The organism is Rhizobium sp. G187 (assembly GCF_051549525.1).
In the GTDB taxonomy this organism is placed as follows: Bacteria; Pseudomonadota; Alphaproteobacteria; order Rhizobiales; family Rhizobiaceae; genus Allorhizobium.
In genome coordinates this window covers 12,461-35,245 of record NZ_JBPUGM010000003.1, presented here as the reverse complement: position 1 = coordinate 35,245, position 22,785 = coordinate 12,461, and the positions used below count along the sequence as shown (strand labels likewise).

The window sequence follows — 22,785 nt, the reverse complement described above, 5'->3', positions numbered from 1 at the left end:
ACCATCCGGCGGGATTGAGCCACCCGCCGGCCTCCTCGACGGTCAGACGGTGCCAACGAGCTTTGACAAAGCTTGGACGAGATGGCGGAACCCCTCTGCGGCGCCCGGGCTCATATGCCGCGCCCGAAGCCAAGCATGGATCATCTGGCCTTCTTCGCGGAAGGTGACATCCACGCCGGCCAACGCCAGGCGCGCGGCATAATGTCTGGAATCGTCTCGCAACGGGTCGAAGAAGGCCGCCGAGATATAGGTTGGTGGCAAGCCGGACAGATCCGGCGCCGACAATGGATAGGCAACCGGATCGTCATCAGGTGCCTGGAGTACATCTCGATAATAGGCAACATCGGCGGTGGAAAGCCCGGGCACGTTGGCCATCTCCAGATAGGAGCCACTGATGAGATCGCCGCCAAGGGCCGGGTAGATCAGCGCCTGACCAACAATGCCGCGCCGCGCCGCCAAAGATGCCTCAAGCGTGATACCGGCGGCGAGGTTCCCGCCAGCGCTATCGCCGGCCACCACCACCTCGCGCCCGTCCGCGAGCAGCGCTGAAAGAACATCCCGGCAATCCTCAAAGGCTGCCGGCCAGACATGCTCCGGTGCCAGCCGGTAATCAACCGCAACCAGTTCCGCCTTGGCACCATCAGCCAGCTCCGCGCAGAAGGCGTCATGGCTGTCGAGGGAACCGACAACGAAGCCACCGCCATGGATATAGAGGATGCGGACGGGTGTCTCGACCACGCTTGGCCGATAATGCCGGACCGGGATGCGGCCCGCCACCAGCGCATCCTGGCGGACGAGGCCTTCTGGCAGAGGCGGTGAGAATTCGGCACAGAGCGCATCATACCACTGCCGCTGCTCGGCAATCGAGGCATCCACGGCATCGGGCGGATAGAAACTCTCGCAGCGCTGGTGAAATGCGAGAATGCCCGGCTCCGTTGGCATTGGGCTGATCTGTTCAAGCGTCATGGTCAGGCTCCCTTTGATGGGAAGCTAACACCGAGTGACCGCTCCGCGTCACTACAAAACGGCGGGAAACGGCCTTGCCGCGGCAAGGCCGACCCATTCGGTTACATCAGCCTGCATCAAGCGAGATGGATTTCAGCTTGTCGATCCCGAGCGCCTGAAGCGCGAGCTTTTCGTAGAATGGCTCCGACTTGCCGAGTTTGACCTTGTAGAGGAAGTACTTCTCGAAGCCGATCTTGGCGGCATGAACCCATTTGCCGGACGAGGACCAGTTCACATTGCGCGGCGGGATCTGCGGCTGGGCCACGAATGCAATTCCCCCGTCGCCGAAATCAGCCAGGCATACGGCGTTCCAGGTGCCTTGCGCATTGGGCGCCTTGCCCTCCATCAGGCGCGCAATATTGTGGGCAGTCGCCGTCACCATGGATTCGATCATGAAGCCCGTCTTTGGCACGCCGACAGGGACCGGCGTTTTGCCCATCGGGGGTATCGCAACGCCAACACCGACCGAAAAGACATTCGAGAACCTCGGATTCTGCTGATGCTTGTCGGCAAGGATGAAGCCTCTGGGATTTGTAAGACCCTCGATGTCGCGCACAGCTGCAACGCCACGAAAGGCCGGAAGCATCATCGTGAAAGTCGACGGCACCTGATGTATTGCCTTGACGCTGCCGTCTTCACTGATCTCCTCGGCCGTGACGCCTTCATCAGTGAATTGCGAAACGCGGGCGCTGGTGATCCACTTGATGTGGCGGTTGCGCAGCGCGCTTTCCAGAAGCCCCTTCGTATCGCCGACACCATCGAGCCCCAGATGCCCGATATAGGGTTCGGAGGTGACAAAGGTCATGGGCACCTTGTCCCGCACCTTTGCATCGCGCAACGCCTTGTCGAGGATAAAGGCAAACTCATAGGCCGGACCGAAACACGAGGCGCCTTGCACGGCACCGATGACGACAGGCCCCGGGTTGTCAACCAGCCTGCGAAACGCCTCACGGGTCATCAGAGCATGATCGATATGGCAGACGGAGTGGGTGTGGCCATCAGGGCCGAAGCCCGGGATCTCGTCGAAAGCCAGATCGGGCCCTGTCGCGATGACCAGATAGTCATAGGCAATCGAACTGCCATCGAGCAGGCTGATCCGGTTCTCGTTCGGATGGACACGCTCTGCTCCCTGCGGCATCAGCGTGATCTTGCGCCGTGCGCAGGCGGAATGGAGATCGACTTCAACATCCTCTCGCTCCCGCCAGCCAACTGCGACCCAGGGATTGGACGGCACGAAGGAATAGATTGAGCCTTTGTTGACCAGTACGACCTCGGTCTCCGCCGGTACACGATCTCGAAGCTCGTATGCCATGATCGTCCCACCTAGCCCTGCCCCCAACACGACAACCGTAACCATCTCGATCCTCCTCCAAATCTAATTTTCATCATATATACTAATATTCGTATTTACGATTGTCAAGATTTTCGGTGTTCGACGGCAGATGTCGGCGTCGATGGGAGTTCATTGCACCGTTGAGATCGAGTAACCGCCTCTGCAGTGCCGCAATGGGTTCAGGCTTTTCGGCAATATGCTCCTGCATGGATGCCGCCAGCCTCCCACACCCAAGCCGCTGGCGGGTTGTGACGTGGCTGCTAGATGAGGGCTACCCACGACTGGTCGATCACATCATTCAATGTGTTCTGCAGGCCGGTGTCACGGATTTGGCCATGGGAGTTTCCCATTGGCAGCCAGAGGTGCGCGGTGTTTCCACCGCGCACTCAGAACGGTTAACGCAGTTGAGCAATCAGCGCCTTGGCGACACCTTCACTGCTCGCCGGGTTCTGCCCGGTTACGAGTTTGCCGTCTTCGAGCACGAACGGCGCCCAGTCGGGACCCTTGCGATAATCGGCGCCCTGGGCGATGAAGGTGTCCTCGATCAGAAACGGCACGACATCGGTCAGTTCGACGGCGGCTTCCTCGCTATTCGTAAAGCCGGTTACGGTACGTCCCTTGACGATCGGATCGCCGTTGGCCGCTTTGACATTCTTGAGTACACCTGGCGCGTGACAGACAAAGCCGATGGGTTTGCCAGCCCGCTCGAAGCTCTGAATGAGGTTGATCGATGCCTGGCTTTCCGCCAGATCCCACAATGGGCCATGGCCGCCTGGATAGAAGACGGTATCGAAATCGTCCTGACGCAGGCCATCAAGCTTAATGGTATTGGCAAGAACGGCCTGTGCGGCTGCATCTGCCTTGAAGCGATGCGTCAATTCGGTCTGGAAATCAGGCAGATCGCTCTTTGGATCGAGCGGCGGCTGCCCGCCCGCCGGGGATGCGACGGTGATGTCGGCACCCGCATCCAGGAAGGTGTAATAAGGTGCGGCGAACTCTTCCAGCCAAAAGCCGGTCTTCTTTCCAGTGTTGCCGAGCGTGTCATGGCTGGTCAGAACCATCAGTACTTTCATGCTATTTACTCCATCTAGATTTGAGATCGTTGATTTCATAGGTGCTCGGTGTCAGGCTTGGCCGGCCAGAGCTTTTTCCAGTGCCGTTTGCTTTTCGGCATAAGGCGCGCGCAGCCGAGCGCCGCTTGCGCCGCTTGCCCCCTGCACCACGACTGGACGAAAATGGCTGAAGCGCCGGAAGCCATGTACACCATGATAGGCGCCAGTTCCCGAGGCCCCCACGCCGCCGAATGGCAAGGTATCAATGCTGGCATGCAGCATGATGTCGTTGATCACCAGCGCACCGGACGTGACGCTCTGGGCAAATCGGTCGCGAGACTGTTGATCGTCGCTGAACAGATAAGCGGCGAGCGGTCGGTCATGCGCATTGATGCGGTCGATGGCCGCATCAAGCGAGGCGACTGTCATGATTGGCAGAAGCGGGCCAAATATCTCCTCCTGCATCACGCGCATCGTTTCATTCACCCCCACCAGCAAGACGGGCGCAATTTTACGGCCGTCGGCGCAATGGAATGGCTCACCTTCTGCAGCAAGCGGAATGGCGGTCGCGCCTTTTACTTCAGCATCCGCAATCAGCGTCATCAGTCTGTCGTAGTGACGTGGAGCAATTACCGAAGTGTAATCGGGATTGGCCTGGATGGTCGGGAAAGCGCGTGCCACGAAAGCGCGGGCGCTGGCAACGAATGCATCCAGGTCAGCGGCAGACAGCATCACATAATCCGGCGCTAAACAGATCTGTCCGGCATTGAAGGTCTTAACCGTCAGCGTGCGTTCAGCCGCCGTCGCGATATCAAAGCCATGCTCGATGACCACGGGGCACTTGCCACCCAACTCCAGGGTTACAGGAGTAAGGTTCTCGGCTGCCGCGCGCATCACGATCTTGCCAACCTGGGTGCTGCCTGTGAATACAAGGTGATCAAAAGGCAGCGAAGTGAAGGCACTCGCCACGTCCGGCCCACCGATGACCACACCCAGTTCATCGGCGTCAAAGCTAGCGCCGACGAGTTCTGCGAGCAGATCAGCGGTGCGCGGCGTAAACTCCGACGGTTTGATCAATGCCGTGTTTCCGGCTGCAAAGACGCCAGCCAAGGGCGCGAAGGCAAGGTTGAGCGGGAAATTCCAGGGCGAAACAATGCCGACCACGCCAAGCGGCTGCGGCTCGATCCAGGCCTGCACATCGTCCTCAGGACGAGTGACAAGCTCACGCGCCATCCATTTTTCAAGGCCTCCGGCGCTATAGCGCAGACCGGCTGCGGTGGTGGCGATATCGGCGGCGAGGGTGTGATAGATCGCGCGATTTCCGAAGTCGGCGCTGATGGCACGGGCCAGCGCCTCGCGATTGTCGATCAGCAGTCGAGCCGCACGTTCCAGACGGTCACGCCGCGTCTCTGGACTGGCCGGACCTTGGGCGAGATGCGCCCGCTTCATGGATTGCAGGATACCCGACAGCTCTGTTTTGATATCTGACATTGTTCACAACTCCTCAAGCCAGGTTCAATGCGACATCGACATTGCCACGCAACGCATTGGAATAGGGGCAGACGGAATGAGCCGCTTCGACAAGCGCCTGTGCGGCCTCCCGGTCCATGCCGGGAATGTCGATGGTGAGGGCAGCCGAAATACCGAAACCGCCTGCCGCCCGCGGGCCGATACCAACAACAGCCGTAACCGCCGTTTCGGCAGCAAGAGTGATCTTCTGCGAAGCGGCCACGTTTTTCATTGCGGACAGGAAGCAGGCCGAATAGCCCGCGGCGAAGAGTTGCTCGGGATTGTTGCCATGCCCCTTGCCGCCCAGTTCGACAGGCATGTCTAGCCACACATTCAGCGAACCATCCGCCGTGCGGGCTCGACCGTCACGACCACCGGTCGCTGTGGCAGAGGTGGAGTAGAGCGTTTTTGTCAGCATCGTGAAAACTCCTTGGAAGCATCAACCGTCTGAACTTTTGTCTACACTCTTCCGTTCGCCCGGGCTCACAAGACGCTTGCTTTCTGCCATCAAAAATATGATGGCTATGTGATGTCGCTCATCCGTCTCAGAAGCTTTGTTGAAGTGTATCGCCTGCGATCGCTCTCCGCCGCAGCGCGCAGCCTCAACCTGACGCAATCGAATGTCTCCCAGCATATTGCGGGACTGGAAGTGGCACTGGGTCGCAAGTTGTTCGAGCGCGGCGCACGGGGGGTCATCCCGACAATCACTGCAGAAGAACTCGCAGCCGACCTTGCTGATCATCTGGACCTGTCGGAACAGGCGCTGGCGAAAGCACGAGCGCGATCTACGGAACTCGTCGGAGCGATCCGCATCATCGGTCATGCTGATTTCATGGCGGAAGTGCTGACCTTGCACCTTCCAAAACTGGTGGATGCCGGAATACGCATCCGCTTGCAGCCCGCTCATCGCGACATGCTGCAGCAGATGTTGATCGAGGGCCACTTCGACCTTGGAATTTCCGCCTATCCCATAACCGACACGCGCCTGCGCACGGAATTGATCCGGGAGGAACCCGTGGTCGCCGTGGCCGCTCCAGCCGTAGCGGAGCGGATAAAGGCCAACCCAAGCCTGTCGGAGGGGATACGGAGCGAGGCGTTGCTATCCTACAGCCTGGACCTGCCATTGATCGATGTCTGGCTTGCAGGCAATGGTCTTGAGGACGTTCAAGCGTCTCCATCCGTTACAAGCCCCGATTTGCGCGTCCTGCGCAACTTGCTGCTCGGCGGAATGGGATGGTCGATTTTGCCGAAATATCTGTGTCAGGACGCCGTCGCGGAAGGAAGGCTTCACGTCATTCCGCCTCCCCGACGCGCAACAACAAATACCTACTGGCTGGTCTGGCTTCCAACGATTCTGCGCCATCCTCGAGTTGCGCATGCGCGCCAAATCCTACTGAGAGGACTTCAGGAGCAGTCTTCTCAAGAGAAGGCCATATAGCCCGGCACGAAACAGAATCGGGATGGCATTCTTGATCCTGTTATTGCCGGGCTGCCAAGGCACCCTCCACTGACCGGGGTGAGGATGTTGTCCTGACCATTCGTAGCCGGTATTCCCTGCCGTCTTCCGAACGATCTGTCATGAAGGCCATGGACCAAACCAGGTTCGCCGCATCCGGCACGGTCAAGCTATCGGCTCTGTCCCGCTTCTAACGTTTGAACGCCACTGCTTTCCCGCCCCCTGGGTCGACAGGCAAATGCTCGCAATTGCGGCAAGTCCCTTCGTTTACAGAGAGCCGCGTTCCCTGAGAAGAGAACGAGGCGTCATCGCGATATTTGGACGGCGTCAGAGACGATTTGTCTTGAGAACATTCAAGGCGAAGGAATGTTGGAGCGATCGCAGAAAAATTGCGATGAGCACTCAACGATGCCTTCTGAAGAATTTTTCTCGCCCAAATCCACGAATAGCACTGCGCGCCTCTAGGCATTCAACGAATAGCTGCAAAAAATTCTGTAGAGTTTGAAAAACTCTCTTTTTCATTTTTGGCTCCTTTCCGCCGATACATAGGCGCGCCAGCCGCCGAGATCCGTGACTTCCCGCGCGCCTTGGATGGCATAGGGCTCGCAGAGGAAGCCCGAGACTTGGGCGCCGTCATCGAGCGTGACCTTGCCGATGCCGAGCGGTGCGGGGATGTTCTGGACGAAGCGGCCGAAGGCTGATGGCGTTACTTTCCAGACTTCGACCTCGAGCCCCTTACCTTCGAAGCCCGGCTCGCGGATCAGGCCTGGCTTGGGCGGCGTGGTGTTGGGCAGGACGAAGAGGCGGTAGTCGCCGGCGGTGCGGCAAGTCTTCACCAGCTTGCCGCCGGGGCCAGTCAGTTCGTGGTTCAGCGGCATGCCGGTCAGATGCGCGCCGACGACCATGATCGTGACGAGGCCATCGTCGGGCTCGGCAACCTTCGAGGCTTCCGGCAGGGCTGCAGTCTTGTCCTTGCCCATGCCGGACTGAGCGGCGCGGTGCATGGCATCGGCAAAGGGCGCCAGCGCATCGTCGGAGAAGGAGGGGCCGAAGAAGGTCACGCCGCTCGGGAGACCATCCGAGCCGAAGCCGCCGGGCACGGCGATGGCCGCATAACCGAAGAGATTGGCGAAGTTTGTGTAGCGGCCGAAATGGCTGTTATTGACGATCGGGTCTGCGAGCATCGCCTCGACCGTATAGGTCGTGGGCGAGGTCGGCAGCATCAGGACGTCGAGCTTCTCCCATTCGACAAGTGCCTTCTGGCGGAGATGGCCGAGCTTGTACTGGCCCTCGAAAGCCGCGACCGCGTCGTAACCCCTGGCGCCCTCGATGATGGTGCGCACGGTCGGATCGAAATCCTCGGCATTGGTGCCGATGAACTCCTTCACCGCTGCGAGACGCTCAGCCACCCAGGGCCCATTGTAAAGCAGTTCGGCGGCCTGCCGGAACGGCGCGTAGTCGAAGGGAACGATGGTGGCCCCGAGTGATTTCGCCCGTTCGATGGCCTGATCGTAGAGGGCTTCAACGGCTTTGTTTCCGAAGAACTCGCGCTCGGCTCCTTCGAGCACACCGATGCGCAGGCCTGAACCCGGCAGGGCCACTGGCGACGCCTTGCGGGAATAGGGATCACCGGCGTCATAGCCATCCATGACCTTGCGGATCGCGACACCATCGCCAACGGTTGCGGCAAAGACCGTGACGACATCAACACTGCGGCAGGCCGGCACGACGCCGACATTCGGTACGAGGCCGGGCGTCGGCTTGATGCCGACGAGGTTGTTGAAGGCGGCGGGCACGCGGCCGGAACCGGCGGTATCGGTGCCGAGCGCAAAGCTTGCGAGGCCGGCCGCAACCGTGACGGCCGAGCCGGACGAGGAGCCGCCGGAGACATAGGCCTTGTCGAAGACGGAGCGCGGAGCACCATAAGGAGACCGTGTGCCGTTCAGGCCCGTCGCAAACTGGTCGAGATTGGTCTTGCCGATGACGATGGCCCCCGCAGCCTTCAGTCTCGCAACGACCGTGGCGTCCTTCTCAGGCTGGTAGGCGAAGGCCGGGCAGGCTGCGGTGGTCGGCAGGCCGGAGACGTCGATATTGTCCTTGACGGCGAAGGGCACGCCCCAGAGCGGCAGACTGTTCGGCTCCGGCGCGCGCGCCATCAGGGCCTTTGCGGCTGCCCGCAAGTCCTCATCCGGCGTCTGCGTGATGAAGACCGCCGGATCGTCGGAGGCCTTGCGGCGGGCGATCACCTCCTCGACGAGATCGAGCGGGGTGAGCCCACTGGCATAGGCGGACTTCAGCGAAGCGAGATCGAGAATAGTCGGCAGCATTACAGATCCTCCAAGATGACCAGGACATCGCCGGCCTTGACGTTGCGACCCGGCCCGGCACGCAGGTCCCGGACTGTGCCGGGGGCATGGGCGGTGACGATAATTTCCATCTTCATCGACTCGATGATGGCAAGCGTGTCGCCTGCCTGCACGGACTGGCCTTCCTCGACCAGCAGTTTCCAGACATTGCCGGGCACGGCACTTTCCACCCCGAAGCAGCCTTCGGGTATATCGCCGCCGAGGCTTGCGCCCGCGCCGTCATCGACCTGGAACGAGTCGAGCCCCTCGTCCTTCCAGCGCTTTCGCTCGGCCTCGAAGGCCGCCTGCTGTCCCTGCTTGAAGGCGCCGATGCTGTCTGCATTGCGGGCCATCTCCGCCTCGTAATCGGCATAGGAGAAGGTGCCCTCGTCGATCCGGATCGGATAACCGCCATGCGGGAATGCGGCGCGGGCCTCTGTCAGTTCTTCGTGGCTCACGGGGAAGAAGCGGATCTGGTCGAAGAAATCGAGCAGCCAGGGCTTGTCCTTGGCAAAGACATCCGTCTGCCGCCAGGTGTTCCACACCTGGATCGTGCGGCCGAAGAGCTGATAGCCGCCCGGCCCTTCCATGCCATAGATGCACATATAGGCGCCGCCGATGCCGACGGCGTTTTCAGGCGTCCAGGTGCGGGCCGGATTGTACTTCGTCGTCACCAGCCGGTGGCGGGGGTCGATGGGGGTGGCGACCGGGGCGCCGAGATAGACATCGCCGAGGCCCATCACGAGATAGGAGGCGTTGAAGATCGTGTCCTTCACCGCCTGCTCATCGGGGAGCCCATTGATGCGGCGGATGAACTCGATGTTGGAGGGGCACCAGGGGGCGTTCGGGCGGACGAGTTCCTGATACTTGCGCATGGCCAGTTCCGCGTCCGGATCGTTCCAGGAGAGCGGCAGCCATACGGTCCGGCTCGGCACCTTGACGGCGGAGACCGGAGGCAGGCTCTTCTCGATCTCGGCGAGTGCGCCCAAGAGTTTCAAGCGCGACAGCGTGGTGCTGTCATAATGGATCTGCAGCGAACGGATGCCAGGCGTCAGATCGATCAGGCCCTGAAGTTTTGCCTCCTTCACCGCCTGCATCAGAAGATGGACGCGCATGCGAATGCCGATATCGAGCTGCATCGGGCCGTATTCGACCAAGAGGTTGTCATCGCCTTGGCGGCGGTAGACGACGGGGATGGGGCCGGTATCGTTGGAGGCCAGGATGGGGGAGCCGATGGCGGAGTGCCGAGCCATACCCCCCTCTGCCCTGCCGGGCATCTCCCCCACAAGGGGGGAGACTGGCACAACGCCGGCCTCGCCCGATACTGCAGATGCGCTTGCCTCCAACTCAACCGAAGCGGCAGGCGAGACGGCGGCCTCCCCGCTCTCCCCCCTTGTGGGGGAGATGTCCGGCAGGACAGAGGGGGGTAAACCGGGGACGGAACCTGCGGAAAGGACACCATCCTCCTCCCGCGTCACCGCATGAAACCGGATTCTATCTCCCGGCTTGAACTGGCCCATCTTCCACTGCTCGTCGCGGGCAATCACCGCAGGGCAGACGAAGCCGCCCAGGCTTGGGCCGTCGGGGCCGAGGATGATCGGCATGTCGCCGGTAAAGTCGATCGCGCCAATCGCATAGGCATTGTCATGCAGGTTCGACGGGTGAAGCCCCGCCTCGCCGCCATCGGTGCGGGCCCATTTGGGGGCCGGACCCATAAGCCGCACACCCGTGCGCGCAGAGTTGAAATGCACCTCGTAAGGCGTCGAGAACAGCGTCTCGATATCCTCTTCGAGGAAGAAGTCAGGCGCGCCATGCGGACCGTAGAGCACGCCGACGGACCATTCGCGGGTCAGCTCTGCAGGCTTGGTTGCCGGCAGGACATCGGTCTGGTTCCGGCGCGCCAATCGCAGGATGTGTCCCGCCCGCAAAGTGCCGGTGGCATTGCCGCCGAACTGGCCGAGGCCAAAGGTGGCGCGGGAGCCCATGACCAGGGGCGCATCGAAGCCGCCGGAGACCGCCAGATAGGCGCGCTGGCCGGCACCGGTGATGCTGCCGATGGCCAGCGTCTGGCCGGCCTTGACCTCGACCGCCTGGTTATGGGGCAGCTCGAGGCCATCGAGCTTCATCGGCATGACCGCGCCGGCGAGCGCGATCACCGTATCGGAGAAGAATTTCAGCACCGGCCCGGAGACGGTCAGTTCCAGGGCCGCCGTATGATCGTGGTTGCCGAGCAGCCGGTTGGCATGGCGGAAGGAGCGTTCGTCCATCGGACCCGATGGCGGGACGCCGACATGCCAGAGACCTAGACGGCCCGGCAGCTCCTGGAGGCTCGACTGCGCGCCGGGGGCGATCACCTCGACGACATCGGGCACGAAGGCGAAGTCCTTCAAGGCCGTGGTCGCGACATCGCCGCTGCGGAACAGGTCGGAGGCGGCGATGGCCTTCAGGTATTCGAGATTGGTCTCAATGCCGGCAAGCGAGGTTTTTTCCAGCGCGGAGGAGAGCGCCGTAATGGCAGTCTCGCGATCCGCGCCTGAGACAATCACCTTGGCGAGCATGGGATCATAGAAAGGCGTAACTTCAGTTCCCGTTTCCACCCAGCCGTCGACACGGACGCCCTCGGGGAAGACAACTTCCGTCAGCAGGCCGGCACTTGGGCGGAAGCCGGCATGGGGCATTTCGGCATAGACGCGCGCCTCGATCGCCGCACCCTTCGGCACGAGGTTATCCTTGCCCGTCAGTACATCTTCGCCGGCTGCCTGACGGATCATCCATTCGACCAGATCCACACCGAAGACGGCTTCCGTCACCGGATGCTCGACCTGCAGTCGGGTGTTCACCTCTAGGAAGTAGAACTCCTCGCGGGCGGGATCATAGATGAACTCGACCGTGCCGGCGGAGGCATACGCCACTTGGCTACCGAGCGACACGGCCGCCGCATGCAGGCGCTGGCGCACGGCATCGGTAAGACCCGGGGCCGGCGTTTCCTCGATCACCTTCTGGTTTCGCCGCTGCAGCGAGCAGTCGCGTTCACCGAGCGCAATCACCCTGCCATTGCCGTCGCCGAAGATCTGCACCTCGACATGGCGGGCCTTGGATACGAAGCGTTCGAGATAGACGCGGGCGTCGCCGAAACTGGATTTTGCCGTTCGTTGCACCGTGTCGAAGGCTGCGGCAAGCGCCTCCGCACTGTCGCAGAGCTGCATGCCGATACCGCCGCCGCCGGCGGTGGATTTCAGCATCACCGGATAGCCGATCTGCTCCCCTGCGGAGAGCGCCTCTTCCCGGCTGTCTAGCAGGCCGGAGCCGGGCAAGAGCGGCACGCCGCTCGCTTTGGCCAGTTCGCGGGCTGTGTGTTTCAGGCCGAAGGCGGAAATGTTGTCCGGCGTGGGGCCGATAAAAGTGATGCCTTCCGCCTTCAGTCGTTCGGCAAAGCCAATGTTCTCCGAGAGAAAACCGTAGCCGGGATGCACGGCTTCAGCACCCGCCTGACGGCAGGCGGCGATGACGGCGTCGACGTTCAGGTAGCTTTCGCTGGCGGGTGCGGGGCCGAGGCGCACCGCCTCGTCGGCCATCAGCACGGCTTTCGAAAAGCGGTCGGCATCGGAATAGACCGCAACGCTTGCGATCCCCATCTTTCGAAGCGTCTTGATGACGCGCACGGCGATTTCGCCGCGATTGGCAATCAGAACTTTTTTGAACATCAGGCCGCCTCGTCGTCCCAGACGAGCACCCGGATCGGCGTGGGATCGAAGCCATTGCAGGGGTTGTTGATCTGCGGGCAATTGGAAATGACGAGCAACACGTCCATCTCCGCCCTCAGCTCGACATAGTCGCCGGGGGCGGAAATGCCGTCGACGATGGTCATTTCGCCTGAGGGTTCGATCGGCACATTCATGAAGAAGTTGATGTTCGGCACGACGTCGCGCTTGCTCATGCCATGTTTGGAAACCTCGATGACGAAGTTGTCGCGGCAGGCATGCAGGTATTTTGTGTAATGGCCGAAGCGGACTGTGTTGCTCTCGCAGGAGCAGGCGCCGGCAGAGGTGTCGTGGCGGCCGCAGCTGTCGGCCGTCACCGTCAGCATCACCCGACCTTCGTTGGAGATCACCTTGGTGCCGGTGGAGATGTAGGCCGCCCCCTGCTCGCGCATGGTGTCCTGGCTCGAATAGCGCTCGGAGAAATCATGGGCGTTGTAGAAGAGCGTATCGACGGCCTGCTGGCCGTAGGTGTCCTCGATGCGCACCACCTGGCCCTTTTTGATGAAGGTCGAGAAGGGCGCTTCGGCGGCGATGTAATGATCCTGCGCGGTGTTGGCGAGCGTGCGGGCGGGAGAGGTCTGGATGAAACTGGTCATGGTCGCCTCTCCTCTCACAGGGCCGCAAAAGCGTTGTTTTCAAAACCACGGATGGCTTCTGCAGTCGCGGTCCGGCACAGATCATCCGCCGCCGGCTCGATTGCGGCGATGCGGGTGATGCTGACGGGATTGGGGGCGTAGACCGGGTTTGGATCGAGCGGATGCGGGCAATTCGAGAAGCCGACGATCATGTCCATCTCGGCACGCAGATCGACATAGTCGCCTTCGGAAACGAGATCCGGTTTCCACTCGAATTTGCCATCCGCATCGACACGGACGGGTGCGAAAAGGGCAAGCGCTGCCGGAATGTCGCGCTTGTCGAGACCTGATTTGGTGGCAATCAGCACGAAGTTGTCGCGGGTGTTTCGCAGCGCCGGGCCGTTTTGTCCGGCATATTTCTTCGCGTTGGAGGAGGCTGTCGAGCCGCCCATCAGCACGTCATGGGCGCCGGAGCTGTCCTCGGTGATCGAGAACATGACCTTGCCCATGTCGGAGAAGATGACACGTCCCTTTCCAAGCCCTGTGGTCCACTGAACCTTGACGGTATCAGGCAGGTTCATGCGCTCGCTCGGGTCTTCGGCATTCCAGGCAACGACCGATACGGTCGAGAAGCCTTCGTCGAGCGCGATGCGCAGCGTCTCGTTGGCCTTAACGCGGGTCCACCAGTACCAGCCGCCGGGCAGCTTTTCCTGGTGCACGATCTTATCGGCATCAATGGCGGGCGCGGGCTTTGCGCTCTTGGCCGGCAGCGCCTTCGGTGCGAATTCCAGCCCCTTCTTCTGATGCTCTTCGTAGCGCGCCCGGTTGGCGGCGATCTCTTCGGGGGAGCGTCGGATATGCATTGTCATCTCCAGTAGTTTCGTTGGCCGGGTCGTCCCGGCTATTGACCCTGTGAAGAGACCGGGCCGTCCCGGTCGGGGCGAAAGAGGGAAGCCTCGCCCGCCTTGCGGGGCGGCCAGATGGCGATGTCGCGGGTGATCGTCGCGCCGTAGCGCAGCTTTTCCTCCGGGCGGTCGCGGGGACGCTCGAAGGCAACGACGCGGGTAGCCAGCGTGAAGGCCTCGCGCATGTCATGGGTGACCATGACGACGGTCATTGGCGCCTCGTGCCAGAGCGTCTTCATCAGCGTGTGGATTTCAGCCCGAATGCCGGGATCGAGCGCGCCGAAGGGTTCGTCGAGCAGCAGAACCTTGGGCCGCATGATCAGCGCCTGGGCGAGCGCCAGTCGCTGCTGCATGCCGCCGGAGAGCTGGGCCGGATACTTGTCCTCGGAACCGGCAAGCCCAACGGCCGCGATCATCACGCGTGCCTCGTCCTCGACCGCGCGCTTCGCAGCGCCGAACAGGCGGGCGGCGAAACGCGAGGCTTTCAACTCCTTGCCGAGCATGACATTGCCGAGCACGGTCAGATGCGGAAACACGGAGTAGCGCTGGAAGACGACGCCGCGATCGGACCCTGGCTCCTTCGGCAAGGCCACACCATCGAGCACGATCTCACCCTTGGTCTGACGCTCCTGGCCGAGCAGCAGGCGCAGGAAGGTGGACTTGCCGCAACCGGAAGGGCCGACCAGCGCGACGAAGGCTCTGGATTCGATCTCGATCGAAACGTTTTCGAGCACGATCTGGTCGCCATATTCCTTCCAGAGGTTCTTGATGGAAAGCGCGCTCATTTGCCCTTCTCCAGTTCGGACCAGGGGAAGACCGCGATGCGCAGGCGATCGAGCAGGATGTCGGTGAGGATTGCGAGCAGCGTGATCCAGAGAACGTATGGGAAGATGACATCCATCGACAGATAGCGGCGGACGAGGAAGATGCGGTATCCGAGGCCGCTGTCGGAAGAGATCGCTTCGGCTGCGATCAGGAAGAGCCAGGCGGGGCCGAGCTGCAGGCGGAGCGTGGTGATCAGGCGCGGCAGGATCTGCGGCAGCACCACACGCAATGCGATCTGCCAGGACGAGGCCGACAGGGTCTCCGCTTTGACAATCATCTCGCGCGGAAGCGATGTCGCAGTCAGCGCCAGATCACGGATCATGATCGGGGCGACACCGATGACGATCAGCGCAATTTTCGACGCCTCACCGAGCCCCATGACGATGAAGAGGATCGGCAGCAGCGCCAGCGGCGGGACCATGGAGATCGCACCGACGAAGGGAGACAGAGTTGCCCGTGCATAGGGCAGGATACCGATGACAAGGCCGAGAAGCAGCGCGATCGCGGTGGCGATGCCAAGCCCGGCAAAGAGGCGCCCTAGGCTCGCCCAGGTATCCGACCAGAGCAGGTATTCGCCAGTTCTGACGTCAGCCGTAAAGGCCATGCGGCTTATGCCTTCCCACAGGGCGGCAAAACCGGGCAACAACTTGTCATTCGGGTTTTCCGCGAGCCGCTCGGCCGAACCGATCATGTAGGCGCCAAGCACCAGCACGAAAGGCAGAAGCACCAGCGTCAGGCGCGCGCCATTTCCGGGATGAGCATTGATCCAGCGCATCGACCACTCCAGGGTTTCAGGGAGGCAGCAGCCGCCCGGAAGACATTATCCTCCGGGCGGTGATCAACGCTCAGAGCGCACCCTTGGCAGCCGCGTCCATGTACGTCGTGGTGAAGCGGAATTTGACGTTTTCCTTGTCGCCAAGCACCGAGCCGTCGACCAGTTCAATCCCGATGACATCGGCGGAAGGCGCACCGCTTCCAAGCAGGCCCTTTTCAAACAGGAAGTTGCGGACCAGATCCATGGTCTTGGACAGGTTCGGAGAAGCCGTAAAGGCAACTGCATCAGCCGGCTTGTCGAACAGCTTTGTCGCCGCCATCTGCGCTTCAAAGCCTGCCAAATCGGTGCCGGAGGCAGTGCCCATCGCTGTACGCGCTGCCTTACCCTCGTCCGTCTGCGCAGTCATGACCGCCATGGTCTCGTACCAGATGCCGGCCAGCGCCTTTCCGAAGTCCGGATTGTCCTTGAGCACATCGGTGTTGGCGACCATCAGGTCGATGATCTCTCCCGGGATCTGCGAGCTGTCGAAAACCTTCTTGGCCGAGGCGTCCTCCAGGATGGAAGAGACAAGCGGGTTCCAGGTCACGACGGCGTTCACATCCGGGGTCTGATAGGCAGCGACCATGTCGGCGTCAGAGGTGTTGACCACCTTTACGTCCCGCTCGGACGAGCCGATGCTTTCGAGCGCACGGGCCAGCAGATAATGGGAGACCGAGAACTCGACGAGATTGACGTTCTGGCCCTTCACATCCTCGAGCTTGTCCTTTTCCTTCAGGATGAGGGCGTCGTTGCCGTTCGAAAAATCGCCGACGATGACGGCAGTCGTGTCGACGCCACCGGCGGCGGGGATCGACAGGCCGTCCATGTTAGTCAGCGTCACCGCATCGAAGGCACCAGCGGTGTACTGGTTCATCGACTCTACGTAGTCGTTGAACTGCGTGACTTCGATGTTGATGCCGTATTTATCAGCCCATTTCTTCACGATGCCGGTGTCATTGGCATAGCCCCAGGGCATCCAGCCGACATAGATCGACCACGCAACTTTGAAGTCTTTCTTTTGTGCAGCTTCCGCAGATGAGCAGATCCCCGCAACGACCAGCGTCGCTGCCGCAATTGCAGAGATGGTTTTTTTGAAGTTCATCATGAGCATTCCCCTTTTGCGCTTTTCAAAAAGGGAATGGCGAAGACCAGCGCCGCCAATCCCTTGGCTAACGAGGTCTCCCGGGCTTTTTTCCCGCCGTGCATCTGGACAGAATTTCTCCTCCGCCCAGTGGCTGCTCTCGGACCAGTCACACACTTCAAGTGTATCGGAACCCTAGCGTCCAAACTCTGAAGCTAGGGAAGCAAGCACCGTGCCAATTCAAAGCCGGCAAGACATCTGCAATTTTCCCCTAGGGTTTTCCAAAAAGGAGCCAATTACAATCTGCCTCCGTGCTCAAAGAATCATCAAAATCTGACAATTCGATCAAAATGCATGCATGAATATGGAGGCCCAAACGTGCCTCTTCGCTTGATGCCCCCCGCCACAACTCCCAAGGCTTAAGGCCACGGAACGTCTCTGGATCGAAAGGAGAAAGGATCGAAGCAGGAGGGTTCTTTGAGGGACCGCCCTCCGAACCAACCACGGGCACCAATGCGCTCGATACCAGCATCGACGGCTCCTCGATCCGGCAGAGGGTCGTGCCCCAACGAAACAGCTTGCTCACGCAGCGATGTACATCAGCTTCAATGGCCTTCTTACCCCCACGCAGGTCACCTGCGAACGCTTTATTCCCGCGGTCGTTCGATGCTCTGCCCCCTGCCCTCAAAAGCTGCATATGTAAGTTGAGCTAGTATGTGTGTTGACGGGGTGATGGCAGGTTATTTGTGGCTCTGGTCGTTTGGGTTTCTGGATAGCGGGGAGCGCGAGCCATTGGCGGTATAGATTCCCCGTTTCGCAGTTCACTTCGCTTGTTTCGTGTTTTTGACCTGTCGCAAACGCAAAACCGCCCCCATTGGATGGAGGCGGTTTTGCGTATTTATGTTTGGATATGGTTGCGGGGGCCTGATTGCACGGAGACTTGCATAAAGCCCGCGTCGAGGGCGCTAAAATCTAGCCTTTTGTCAAAGCTGGATAGAGGCGCGCACTTGCTAACCAGTTAGAAACGCGACTTCGGGGCTGCCGGTCAGCCCCGATCCATGCGACAGGCCCTCTTTCAAGATCAGATCGGGGCGGGAGGGACGCACCGCTTCGGCTTTGGCTTTTAAACTGGCAAACGTCATTCTGCGCCCTCCTTGCGCGCCAAAGCTTCCTTCCTTTTGGCGGTGACTTCCGGATCGTCCATGAAATCTGTCCGACGGCCGCGCTTCTGGTAACCGTTTCCAATGCCGCCGTCCCTAATGCCAAACCCGCAGCAGGCCAACGCTTCGTTTCGATCCATGATCCGATTGTCAACCTGTTCCACATCCTCCGCCACGACATCCCCTCCGACCATCATCGCGAACTGCGCGCAACGGCGATGAACCTGTGGGCGACGATCGCTCGGGCATGAGCAATACACGCCGACGACCCCACTCTGTGGTTTCATGCCCCTACATCGCATATCTTGCACGCCGTTGCGTTAACTTTACAATGCCGCGACTAGACAACCCCATCAGGTCAGATTTTCACCAGAAACCTGCGCAGAGATAACGTCGCGAAGAGTGGTGCAAAACGTCGCGCAAATATTGGCGAAATTGTCGGCTTGCCTCAGCTTTCGCGGCGAACAGGATAAAGCGCTCAGGATCGTCTGGACCGATGTTGAGCGCGAGGACTTGGCTGAGCAAAAGATCCGATGGATCATCACCAGTCTCGTCTCTTTCTAGCCAGCGAATGCGACAGTCCGCTCGACTTGGCAGCCATTGCCTGTCCGCCATGCCTTGGATTTCGATGATACAGTCGGCACGTGATTCCGCCGGCATGGTTTCCAGCAGACGTGCGATCATCGGTAGTGCCGTTTCGTCTCCAGCCAGAACATAGTGGCGAGCTGGCGGAAGCGAACGCCCGCCCGGCCCGAACATTCCAACCCGCATTCCGACCTCCGCGATCGCTGCAAACCCCGCACCGGGGGCATCGGTATACGGGCTTCGACAGTGGTGAAGCACGAAATCGATATCAAGGGTGCCTGCTGCGACATCCAGACGACGAATTGTGTAAGTTCGGACAAAGGGCGCTTCCTGCAAATCTCTCCAGATGGGCTTCCCCTGCACAACCGTGTCCGGGTCCGGGAGGAGTGCGTTCGACACTCTCGGAAGGAACAGCTGTACATGCAATCCCTGCGCAAAGGGCTGCAGTTCCTCCCCCCGAAAGGTCAGGCGGCGAATGTTCGACGAAAGATCGACTACTCCAGTCACCGTGACCATGCGGAAGCAACGCGCGTGCTTTGCAGCCACGGCATTCCCCCGCCAGGAAATTTCCGCCAATTGCTCCTGCGAAAATTCCTGCATATGCGTGGCGACCAATTCCATGGCACGGCCCACGGTCAGCGTGTCGATCGCCCTGATCGATACATCGATTGTGGATGGGCGGAGGTTTAGGACGAGTTCTCCCTCAGGTGTCAGCGCACGGATGGTTCCATCCTTTCTCGTCAACTCCAGGTGCTCGTCGAGATGCTCTGCAAGCGCTTCGAATACGAACACGGCTTCCTGTAGCGGCACCGAGGCGGAGGCACGCCATGGAAAATGCTCAGAGGTTTCCACGTTTGCCGTCCTCTTCCCGAGGCTGCCAGAGGCGGTTGGCGAAATAGTGTTGGCGGTCCAAATGGACGATCGCCGCTTGCTTGCCTGGAAAATTCACGGTCGAGGCATGAGTGAATCCTGAACGAAGGAGATTGCGGAGTTGCTGGTGATGGTCCGCCTGAGGTTCGCCAACAAGACGATTGGTGCGCGGGTCGGAAAGAAACATCAGATGCAGGATGGATGTCATCCATGCCGTGAGCCATGCTTTGCCGCGATAGGCGTCCTCACCAATCAACACATGGAATCCACGGTCGTAATCATCCGCGGCATAGTAGCCCCCGATCAGATCTTCTTTGGCCCAATAGATCTCGAAATAGCCGAAAGCCACCCCTTCGAAGCGGCAAATTAGCGGGATCATGTGCGGATCGGCAATCACGCGCCGAAGATAGGCGAACTGGTGCTCGAACCTACCGTCTTCCTTCCAAAACTCAGCGACTCTAGGATCATTCATCCAACGATGCAGGGTCTGGGTATCGCGCGTGGTTGCCACGTCGAACGTGAGGCAGCCGCCGAGCCATGGGATGAACCGGGAATAGATCCGCGCCTGAGGTTTCGGCGGGCGGACCGGATGGCTGACCCCGTCGGTCGATGTCATGCGTACGGGGTAAACAGACTGCGGCCCCATCCAAAGCTCGGAGCGCTGGAACAGCCCCTCGGAAGAGATCACCGGTTCAGACGCGTGAGCGACGACGCCAAGGTCAACCAGCGCCGCCATCTGCGAGGTCCAGCCATCGCCATGAAGGACAAGGCGGCTTGTCGGTGGCAGGGTAGACAATAAGGTCTCGAAAACCGCAAGCGCCATTTGCAAGCCGGGTCTGCCATCCGGCAATGGCCGACGTGCAGTTAGCGAGTGTATCGGCCCTTCGCCAACGTCCATCGTAGCCGCATGACTATCGGCCGCGACGACGAGAAGCTGCTCCGATATCCGCCGAACCGTCACCGGGCCGGAAGACGACACAGCAAAACACCGAAAATGTTTGTCGATGAAAGCAATGGATGCCGAGGCCTCGGCCAATCTCCCCATTTTGGTAGTCCTCCAGGCTGTCCGGTCAGATCTTAAGCATTTCCACTGAATTCCAGATCCGATTTCACGTCCGGAAAATGCGTTAAAACAGGAAGTTGGTGCATCGGCGGCTAACCGGTGTTCGCCGGTAATCCTCCAAGACGTGCGGACGTCCGGGCAAACCTGCCCGGACGTCGCCTGTTCAGAATGTCTTTGTGATGGACAGTGCCAGCGTGCGACCGCGACCCTGATAATCAAAGACCGCTTCATCCGCGAGCGCGCCGTAGAGAGCCTTGGCGCGGGAACCCCAGATCGTCGTATATTGGGTGTCGAAGACGTTCTGGATACCGAAATTAACGGTCGTCGCCTGATCGGCAAATGTGTAGCTGCCGCCGAAGTTGAACAGTGTGTAGCCTTCAATTTCGTGGCCATCGTTGTCTTCGAGGCTGAAGACGTGCTGTCCGGCAAACTTCAAGCGCCAGACATCATTCGTCCAGCCGACATGGCCTCCAAGCGACGAGACACTCGCCGTTCCAACGGTTTCGTTGACCCAGTCGTTGCCATCCTTGACCTCGGAACGAATCCATTGGCCATTGACGCCGACATCGAAACCGTTGTCGAATTTCACTCCTGCTGAAGCTTCAACCCCATACACCTGACGTGGCGCGTCGGTCAGGCTGATTGTCATGGCGGTACGGTTCAGGGTGATCGATTTGTCAGACCGTGAATAGAAGCCGGCGATGTCAAAATTGTAGGTGCCGTCATCCAGGCGATAGCCCAACTCGAATGAGTCCGTCTTGATCTCCTGCAGCGGAGAGTCTTCGACATTTACGCTCGAAAGAAGGGAATAGTATCCACTGGCGAGACTATAATTGCCAACGCCATAATATTTTCCGGGGTCGGGGAGATCGAAACCTTGGCTGAAATTGCCGTAAATCTGGCTTGTCTCATTTAACTCATAGGACGCTCCGGCATTGAACAGAAACGCCGCATAATCAACTTCACCGCCGGGAATTGTATCGGCACCCGTCGCTGTCCCGTTAAGAATTGCAATCTGCTGCGCCGCTCCAATGAAATCGGAGACCTTAGTTTGGACGAACTGGTAACGTGTACCGCCACTCAGGGTTAGCCGATCGGTTGCCTCATAGCTTACTTGGGCGAAGCCAGCGACAGTGCTTACATCGATGTCCGGATAGAGACCCGTTTCGCCGATCACGTCGAACGTCATGCCTCCGGTCGCAGCAGCGGTGGCAAGATCGAAAATCGACTGCGTTGCCGAGAAGGAATCGTGGTCTGCATCGACCCCATAGGTCACCGTCAGCCCATCCAGCGGCTCCGCGATCATGGCTGCCTTGACGGCGAAGTAATCGGTGTCCTGCTGACTTGCACCAAAATACAGACTGGGGCTGGTCCCCGGGAAGGGATTGAATGTGATGGCCTCACTCCGATAGGCAGCCTGCAGCAGCAATTCTTGCTCCAGAAAGTCATCATCGGTATAGGTCAAATTGATCATTCGCCGCGTTGTTCTAGGATCAACATCGGAAGAATAACCGTCACGGGTCTCGAACTGGCTCGGGTCGAAAAGCGCCGCGAAGTTGACACCGTAAAACAGCCCATAATCCGACTGCTGCTGACTGTCGAAATACTGCGTGCCGATCTCCAGTCGGCGGGTATCGTCGATCTGGATGCCGACAGACCCCATGATGTCGATTCGCTCATTGAACGCCATCGACGTCTGGGTGATGTCCGGGATCACCATCGTACCGGAACCGTCGTAGAAGGCACCATTGCGCGTACCGGATACAGACAGGCGAGCGTCGAAGTTTTCCGCCTTGTAGGTCACGGCCCCGGCAGCGTTGCGATCAAAATCGGAGCTTCCGGCAAATCCGCTGGCGACTCCGCCCTGCACTTCGCCATGCAGGCCATCCTCCGCATCGCTGCCCTTCTTGGTGATGATGTTGATCACACCACCGGTCGCATTGCCGCCGTGAATCGAGGTCGCGCCGGACAAAACCTCCACGCGTGCGATGTTGAATGGATCGATCGAGTCGAATTGCCGGCTGAGACCCCGCGCGGAATTCATGGATACCCCGTCAATCAGGACGAGCGCGGTCCGCCCGCGAAGGTTCTGACTATAGCTGGTCCGCGCGCCTTGGCTCCCCGGATCAAAGCTCGGGATCTCCTCGCCGAGAATTTCTTGCAGGGATAGCCCCATGCGGGCCTGGCGGGCAATCACGTCGCCCTCAACGACCCGTATTGTGTGTGCGGTCTGTGACACCTGCTGTGGCTTACGGCTGCCAGTTACAACAATCTCCTGCAGCACCGTGCCTTCACCGTTCGCCGCAGTTGGCGGCGATTGCCCGTCCTGTGCCCAAACCTGGCCGGAAAACGCCATCACAATAGCCGTGCTGGCAAACGCCAACGCTTTGGTTTCCTTCAAACTCTTCTGCATCATGTCCCCACGCCACACCGACGTATAGTTGCA

At 60.1% G+C, this 22,785-nt stretch carries 15 protein-coding genes, 4 pseudogenes and 1 riboswitch; of the genes and pseudogenes, 2 read left to right on the top strand and 17 right to left on the bottom strand.

Features of this window, described 5'->3' with window-relative positions; translation table 11 throughout:
• Positions 1-42: 42 nt before the first annotated feature.
• The 5 genes from ACSV9I_RS09450 to ACSV9I_RS09430 form a co-directional block, all read right to left on the bottom strand.
• Entirely contained in the window at positions 43-966 is a 924-nt protein-coding gene (locus ACSV9I_RS09450; protein ID WP_438328596.1) for an alpha/beta hydrolase, read from the bottom strand.
• Positions 967-1,072: 106 nt separating this feature from the next.
• Positions 1,073-2,362 (bottom strand): NAD(P)/FAD-dependent oxidoreductase, encoded by a 1,290-nt coding sequence (locus tag ACSV9I_RS09445; protein ID WP_438328594.1) that lies wholly within the window; start codon positions 2,360-2,362, stop codon positions 1,073-1,075.
• 371 nt (positions 2,363-2,733) lie between these two features.
• Positions 2,734-3,411 (bottom strand): type 1 glutamine amidotransferase domain-containing protein, encoded by a 678-nt coding sequence (locus ACSV9I_RS09440; RefSeq protein WP_438328592.1) that lies wholly within the window; start codon positions 3,409-3,411, stop codon positions 2,734-2,736.
• A 51-nt stretch (positions 3,412-3,462) separates the two neighbouring features.
• Positions 3,463-4,881 (bottom strand): coniferyl aldehyde dehydrogenase, encoded by a 1,419-nt coding sequence (locus ACSV9I_RS09435; RefSeq protein ID WP_438328591.1) that lies wholly within the window; start codon positions 4,879-4,881, stop codon positions 3,463-3,465.
• A gap of 13 nt (positions 4,882-4,894) precedes the next feature.
• Entirely contained in the window at positions 4,895-5,317 is a 423-nt protein-coding gene (locus ACSV9I_RS09430; RefSeq protein ID WP_438328590.1) for an organic hydroperoxide resistance protein, read from the bottom strand.
• Positions 5,318-5,428: 111 nt separating this feature from the next.
• Here ACSV9I_RS09430 and ACSV9I_RS09425 point away from each other — a divergent pair, with 111 nt between their 5' ends.
• Positions 5,429-6,337, top strand: a complete 909-nt coding sequence (locus tag ACSV9I_RS09425) for a LysR family transcriptional regulator (protein ID WP_438328589.1) — start codon at positions 5,429-5,431, stop codon at positions 6,335-6,337.
• Positions 6,338-6,873: 536 nt separating this feature from the next.
• Here ACSV9I_RS09425 and atzF read toward each other — a convergent pair.
• The 9 genes and pseudogenes from atzF to ACSV9I_RS09380 form a co-directional block, all read right to left on the bottom strand.
• Entirely contained in the window at positions 6,874-8,682 is a 1,809-nt protein-coding gene (gene atzF, locus ACSV9I_RS09420) for an allophanate hydrolase (protein WP_438328588.1), read from the bottom strand.
• Positions 8,682-9,932: pseudogene (locus ACSV9I_RS09415) on the bottom strand (carboxyltransferase domain-containing protein); the annotation flags it as partial. The pseudogene ACSV9I_RS09415 and the gene atzF, both read right to left, overlap by 1 nt.
• A 146-nt stretch (positions 9,933-10,078) precedes the next feature.
• Positions 10,079-12,404, bottom strand: a pseudogene (locus ACSV9I_RS09410) (5-oxoprolinase/urea amidolyase family protein); the annotation flags it as partial.
• Complete coding sequence (locus ACSV9I_RS09405; RefSeq protein WP_438328586.1) at positions 12,404-13,057, bottom strand: urea amidolyase associated protein UAAP2; 654 nt, start codon at positions 13,055-13,057, stop codon at positions 12,404-12,406. The gene ACSV9I_RS09405 and the pseudogene ACSV9I_RS09410, both read right to left, overlap by 1 nt.
• Before the next feature lie 14 nt (positions 13,058-13,071).
• A complete protein-coding gene (locus ACSV9I_RS09400; protein WP_438328585.1) occupies positions 13,072-13,899 on the bottom strand; it encodes an urea amidolyase associated protein UAAP1 in 828 nt (275 codons plus the stop codon).
• A gap of 4 nt (positions 13,900-13,903) precedes the next feature.
• A pseudogene (locus tag ACSV9I_RS09395) lies at positions 13,904-14,726 on the bottom strand (ABC transporter ATP-binding protein); the annotation flags it as partial.
• Positions 14,723-15,541 carry an ABC transporter permease gene (locus ACSV9I_RS09390; RefSeq protein ID WP_438328583.1) on the bottom strand — a complete coding sequence of 273 codons (819 nt, stop codon included), beginning with the start codon at positions 15,539-15,541 and terminating at the stop codon, positions 14,723-14,725. The pseudogene ACSV9I_RS09395 and the gene ACSV9I_RS09390, both read right to left, overlap by 4 nt.
• Before the next feature lie 70 nt (positions 15,542-15,611).
• A complete protein-coding gene (locus ACSV9I_RS09385) occupies positions 15,612-16,685 on the bottom strand; it encodes a putative urea ABC transporter substrate-binding protein (RefSeq protein WP_438328581.1) in 1,074 nt (357 codons plus the stop codon).
• Between the two features lie 72 nt (positions 16,686-16,757).
• A riboswitch (guanidine-I (ykkC/yxkD leader) is annotated at positions 16,758-16,871 on the bottom strand.
• Between the two features lie 800 nt (positions 16,872-17,671).
• The gene (locus ACSV9I_RS09380) at positions 17,672-17,803 is read right to left on the bottom strand and encodes a hypothetical protein (RefSeq protein ID WP_438328580.1); all 132 of its coding nucleotides are present in this window, start codon (positions 17,801-17,803) and stop codon (positions 17,672-17,674) included.
• A gap of 137 nt (positions 17,804-17,940) precedes the next feature.
• Between ACSV9I_RS09380 and ACSV9I_RS09375 the strand changes: the two are divergent.
• A pseudogene (locus ACSV9I_RS09375) lies at positions 17,941-18,072 on the top strand (IS6 family transposase); the annotation flags it as partial.
• A 115-nt stretch (positions 18,073-18,187) separates the two neighbouring features.
• Here the strand turns inward: ACSV9I_RS09375 and ACSV9I_RS09370 are convergent.
• From ACSV9I_RS09370 to ACSV9I_RS09360, 3 genes are all read right to left on the bottom strand, one after another.
• Positions 18,188-19,258, bottom strand: a complete 1,071-nt coding sequence (locus tag ACSV9I_RS09370) for a siderophore-interacting protein (RefSeq protein ID WP_054159426.1) — start codon at positions 19,256-19,258, stop codon at positions 18,188-18,190.
• Complete coding sequence (locus ACSV9I_RS09365) at positions 19,245-20,312, bottom strand: GNAT family N-acetyltransferase (RefSeq protein WP_438328578.1); 1,068 nt, start codon at positions 20,310-20,312, stop codon at positions 19,245-19,247. Before ACSV9I_RS09365 ends, ACSV9I_RS09370 begins: the two co-directional genes overlap by 14 nt.
• A gap of 190 nt (positions 20,313-20,502) precedes the next feature.
• Positions 20,503-22,755, bottom strand: coding sequence for a TonB-dependent receptor (locus ACSV9I_RS09360; RefSeq protein WP_438328577.1), 2,253 nt, complete (start codon positions 22,753-22,755; stop codon positions 20,503-20,505).
• Between the last annotated feature and the right edge of the window lie 30 nt (positions 22,756-22,785).

Coding starts and splice junctions, on each gene's coding strand:
- ACSV9I_RS09450 (WP_438328596.1), bottom strand. CDS start 966: ATGACGCTTGAACAGATCAGCCCAATGCCAACGGAGCCGGGCATTCTC.
- ACSV9I_RS09445 (WP_438328594.1), bottom strand. CDS start 2,362: ATGGTTACGGTTGTCGTGTTGGGGGCAGGGCTAGGTGGGACGATCATG.
- ACSV9I_RS09440 (WP_438328592.1), bottom strand. CDS start 3,411: ATGAAAGTACTGATGGTTCTGACCAGCCATGACACGCTCGGCAACACT.
- ACSV9I_RS09435 (WP_438328591.1), bottom strand. CDS start 4,881: ATGTCAGATATCAAAACAGAGCTGTCGGGTATCCTGCAATCCATGAAG.
- ACSV9I_RS09430 (WP_438328590.1), bottom strand. CDS start 5,317: ATGCTGACAAAAACGCTCTACTCCACCTCTGCCACAGCGACCGGTGGT.
- ACSV9I_RS09425 (WP_438328589.1), top strand. CDS start 5,429: ATGTCGCTCATCCGTCTCAGAAGCTTTGTTGAAGTGTATCGCCTGCGA.
- atzF (WP_438328588.1), bottom strand. CDS start 8,682: ATGCTGCCGACTATTCTCGATCTCGCTTCGCTGAAGTCCGCCTATGCC.
- ACSV9I_RS09405 (WP_438328586.1), bottom strand. CDS start 13,057: ATGACCAGTTTCATCCAGACCTCTCCCGCCCGCACGCTCGCCAACACC.
- ACSV9I_RS09400 (WP_438328585.1), bottom strand. CDS start 13,899: ATGCATATCCGACGCTCCCCCGAAGAGATCGCCGCCAACCGGGCGCGC.
- ACSV9I_RS09390 (WP_438328583.1), bottom strand. CDS start 15,541: ATGCGCTGGATCAATGCTCATCCCGGAAATGGCGCGCGCCTGACGCTG.
- ACSV9I_RS09385 (WP_438328581.1), bottom strand. CDS start 16,685: ATGATGAACTTCAAAAAAACCATCTCTGCAATTGCGGCAGCGACGCTG.
- ACSV9I_RS09380 (WP_438328580.1), bottom strand. CDS start 17,803: ATGACGTTTGCCAGTTTAAAAGCCAAAGCCGAAGCGGTGCGTCCCTCC.
- ACSV9I_RS09360 (WP_438328577.1), bottom strand. CDS start 22,755: ATGATGCAGAAGAGTTTGAAGGAAACCAAAGCGTTGGCGTTTGCCAGC.